The 3,470-nt window shown below is 74.5% G+C and carries 5 protein-coding genes; all 5 read left to right on the forward strand.

Going from position 1 to position 3,470, the window contains the following annotated elements; genetic code table 11:
- Positions 1 to 479: serine/threonine kinase C-terminal domain-containing protein (locus C1J01_RS50755; RefSeq protein WP_500048303.1), on the forward strand; the 479-nt coding region annotated here is incomplete at its 5' end.
- A gap of 9 nt (positions 480 to 488) precedes the next feature.
- Positions 489 to 1,331 (forward strand): AraC family transcriptional regulator, encoded by an 843-nt coding sequence (locus tag C1J01_RS47045; protein ID WP_111185546.1) that lies wholly within the window; start codon positions 489 to 491, stop codon positions 1,329 to 1,331.
- Between the two features lie 11 nt (positions 1,332 to 1,342).
- Positions 1,343 to 2,005, forward strand: coding sequence for an AzlC family ABC transporter permease (locus C1J01_RS47050; protein WP_111185548.1), 663 nt, complete (start codon positions 1,343 to 1,345; stop codon positions 2,003 to 2,005).
- Entirely contained in the window at positions 2,002 to 2,316 is a 315-nt protein-coding gene (locus tag C1J01_RS47055) for an AzlD domain-containing protein (protein ID WP_111185550.1), read from the forward strand. The genes C1J01_RS47050 and C1J01_RS47055 overlap by 4 nt, the downstream gene beginning before the upstream one ends.
- 10 nt (positions 2,317 to 2,326) lie before the next feature.
- Positions 2,327 to 3,470 (forward strand): serine/threonine-protein kinase (locus C1J01_RS47060; protein ID WP_181449356.1); only part of this gene is annotated, 1,144 nt, incomplete at its 3' end.

Consider the following 3,470-nt stretch of genomic DNA (forward strand, 5'->3'; position numbering starts at 1 on the left):
CCGAGGAGCCGACCGGCGCGGCCGTCCCCGAGGGCTGGCGGCCGTACACGAACGCGGCCGGCCGCTTCCGCCTCGCCGTCCCCAAGGGCTGGCAGGCGACGAAGAACCCCGACAGGGACAGCGTCTCCCTCCGCGGCCCCGGCACCCCCGGAACGCTCATCGTGGAGTGGACCGTCCCTGACATACCCTGGCAGGACCCGGTACGGCACTGGATCGGCCTCGAACGCGAGATCAGGGCCAAGGGCGAGTTCCGGCAGTACACCAGGCTCGGCATCACCCCCACCGACTACCTCGGCGTGCGGGCGGCGGACTGGGAGTTCACCCGGTCGCGCGAGGGGCAGCTGATCCACGTGATCAACCGCGGCTTCCACACCGCCGACGGCCGACCGTACGCGATCTACTGGGAGACCCCGCAGTCCCGGTGGGAGCAGGACAGACACTACTTCGAGACGTTCACGAAGACGTTCAGACCGCGATGAGGAGGTGCCGTGAAGGAGCAGGCGCGCTTCTGGCGGCACCCGGCGGTACCGGAGACCGACCTGCTCAAGGCCCGCTACGTCACCCACCGCTTCACCCGGCACGCCCATGACGGCTACGCCATCGGCCTGATCGTCGAGGGCGTGGAGGAGTTCGACTACAGCGGCACCCTGCACCGGGCGGCGGCGGGCGAGGTGGTGCTGGTCAACCCCGACACGGCGCACACCGGTCAGGCGGGCGTGCCGGGCGGGTGGTCGTACCGCATGCTCTACCCGTCGATCGACCTGCTGGCCGGGATCGCCGCCGAGCTGGGCGGCCCGTACGGCACGCCGCACTTCCCCCGGCAGGTGGTGCGCGACGACCACGTGGCGGCGCTGCTGGCCCGCGCGCACCGCGCGGCCGAGCGCGGCGACGCGCTGGCCGCCTCGACGCTGAGCCGTACGCTGTTCGCCCGCCTGCTGACCCGCCACGCCGCTCCCCGGCCGCCCTCGGCGCCGCCCACGGGGGGCAGGAAGGCGGTCCGGGAGGCCATCGACCTGCTGCACGACAGCCTGGTCGACCCGCCCACGCTGGAGGAGCTGGCGGGCGCGGTGGGCGCGCGGCCGTTCCCGCTGCTGCGGGCGTTCAAGGAGGCGACGGGCCTGCCGCCGCACGCCTACCTCACCTCGCTGCGGGTACGCCGGGCCCGCAGCCTGCTGCTGGCCGGCATGCCGCCGGCGCGGGTGGCCGCCGAGGTGGGCTTCACCGACCAGGCCCACCTGAACCGGCACTTCAAACGGGTCGTGGGCGTGCCGCCGGCGGCGTACCAGCGGGCCGCAGGAACGTACAAGACCGGCGATTCCACCAGTACATAACCTCTGTCCCCATGGACCAGACAACTCACCGTTCCGCCGCCGTGCGGGACGGTCTCGGCGTGGGCCTGGCCGTGGGGCTGTCCGGGCTCGCCTTCGGCGCCGCGGCCGTCACCGCGGGCCTGACCGTGCCGCAGGCGTGCGTGCTGAGCCTGCTGGCGTTCACGGGGGCCTCCCAGTTCGCGCTGACGGGCGCGGTGGGCGCGGGCGGCGACCTGGTGGCCGCGAGCCTCGGCGCGCTGCTCCTCGGCGGCCGCAACACCCTGTACGGCCTGCGCCTGGCCGACCTGCTGCGGGTACGCGGCCCGCGCCGCCTGCTCGCCGCCCAGGGCGTCATCGACGAGACCACGGCCGTCGCGCTCGCCCAGCCCACCCCCGAGGCGGCCCGCACCGGTTTCGTGACCACGTTCGCCAGCCTGTACGTCACCTGGAACCTCACCACGCTGGCGGGCGCGTTCGGCACGTCGTCGCTGGGCGATCCCGGCATGCTCGGGCTGGACGTCGTCGGACCGGCGGCGTTCCTGGCGATCCTGTGGCCGAGGCTGACGGGCAGCGCCGAGCTCAGGAAGCTGGCCGCGGCCGCGGCGGTGATCGCGTTGTGCGCCACCCCGTTCTTCCCGCCGGGTGTGCCCGTGCTGCTGTCGGCCGTCGCGGTGCTGGTGGTGATGGTTCGATGACGACGTTGTGGTGGGCGATCGCGGCGGTGTGCGCGGGCTGCTACGCGCTGAAGCTGGCCGGGCTGGCCGCGCCGCGGCGGGTGCTGGACCACCCGGTGGTGAGCCGCTTCGCCGAGCTGGTGCCGGTGGCGCTGCTGGCGGCGCTGATCGCGGTGCAGGTGTTCACCGCGGAGGGCGGGCTGAGCGCCGACCCGGCCCGTACGGCGGGCCTCGGCGCGGCGGTCGTGGCGCTGCTGCTGCGGGCGCCGTTCCTCGTCGTGCTGGCCGCGGCGGCCGGCACGACGGCGCTTGTGCGGATTTTTCTCGGGTAGTCGCCGATGCATGTCCGATTCAGCGGCGTTGGTCGGTGGGCGCTATCGCCTGCTCGAAACGATCGGCAAGGGCGGCATGGGCAAGGTCTGGCACGCGCACGACGAGGTGCTGGGCCGCGACGTGGCGGTGAAGGAGGTCGTGCCCCCGCCTGACCTGACCGGTCCCGAGCGGGAGGTGTTCACCGTGCGCACCTTCCGTGAGGCGCGGGCGGCCGGCCGGGTGTCGCACCCCGGCGTGGCCACCGTGTACGACGTGCTGGAGGAGGACGGTCACCCGTGGATCGTCATGCAGCTCGTGCACTCGCGCACGCTGGGCGACCTGATCCGCGACGACGGGCCGATGCCGCCGCGTGAGGCCGCGGGCATCGGGCTGCAGATCTTAGCGGCGCTGCGCGCGGCGCACGCGGCGGGCGTGCTGCACCGGGACGTCAAACCGGACAACGTGCTGCTGGCCGCCGACGGCAGGGCCGTGCTCACCGACTTCGGCATCGCCACGACGGAGGACGACGCACCCGTCACCAGGACGGGCATCCTGATCGGCACCCCGGCGTTCATGGCCCCCGAGCGGGCGGAGGGCGGCCAGGCCCGGCCGGCCTCCGACTTGTGGTCGCTGGGCGTGACGCTGTACATGGCCGTCGAGGGGCGTTCGCCGTTCCAGCGCGACAACGCCCTGGCCACGCTGGGCGCCGTGATGCACTCCGATCCGGAGCCGCCGGTCAACGCGGGCGTGCTGGCCCCCGTGCTGGACGGCCTGCTGCGCAAGGACCCGGACCAGCGGATGACCCTGGAGGAGGCGGAGCGGCGGCTGGCCGTGATCGTGGCGGGCGGCGTCCCCGAGGCGATGGGCGCTGTGACGACGGGTGCTGTGGCGGCGGGTGCTGCGCCGCGCCGGCCGCGGCGGCTTCCGATGGCCGCCATCGCGGCGGGCACGCTCGTCGTCGCGCTCGTCACGGGCGGCGCGGCCTGGCTGACGCACCGCCCGGCCGGCGGCTCCCCGGACCCCGTCCCCGCGGTGGTGACCACGCCGAGCACGTCGTCGCCCTCTCCGTCCGCCCCCTCGCCCATCCCGAGCGGCGAGGGCCCGGCGACGACGTCCCCGCAGGCCACCATCCAGACGTACACGCCCCCGCCGTCGTCCCCGGACCCCACCGGGT

The organism is Nonomuraea aridisoli (genome assembly GCF_003236395.1).
Lineage (GTDB): Bacteria > Actinomycetota > Actinomycetes > Streptosporangiales > Streptosporangiaceae > Nonomuraea > Nonomuraea aridisoli.

Bases quoted from the DNA above. Each gene is read 5' to 3' on its own strand.
- C1J01_RS47050 (WP_111185548.1), top strand. From the start codon at position 1,343: ATGGACCAGACAACTCACCGTTCCGCCGCCGTGCGGGACGGTCTCGGC.
- C1J01_RS47055 (WP_111185550.1), top strand. From the start codon at position 2,002: ATGACGACGTTGTGGTGGGCGATCGCGGCGGTGTGCGCGGGCTGCTAC.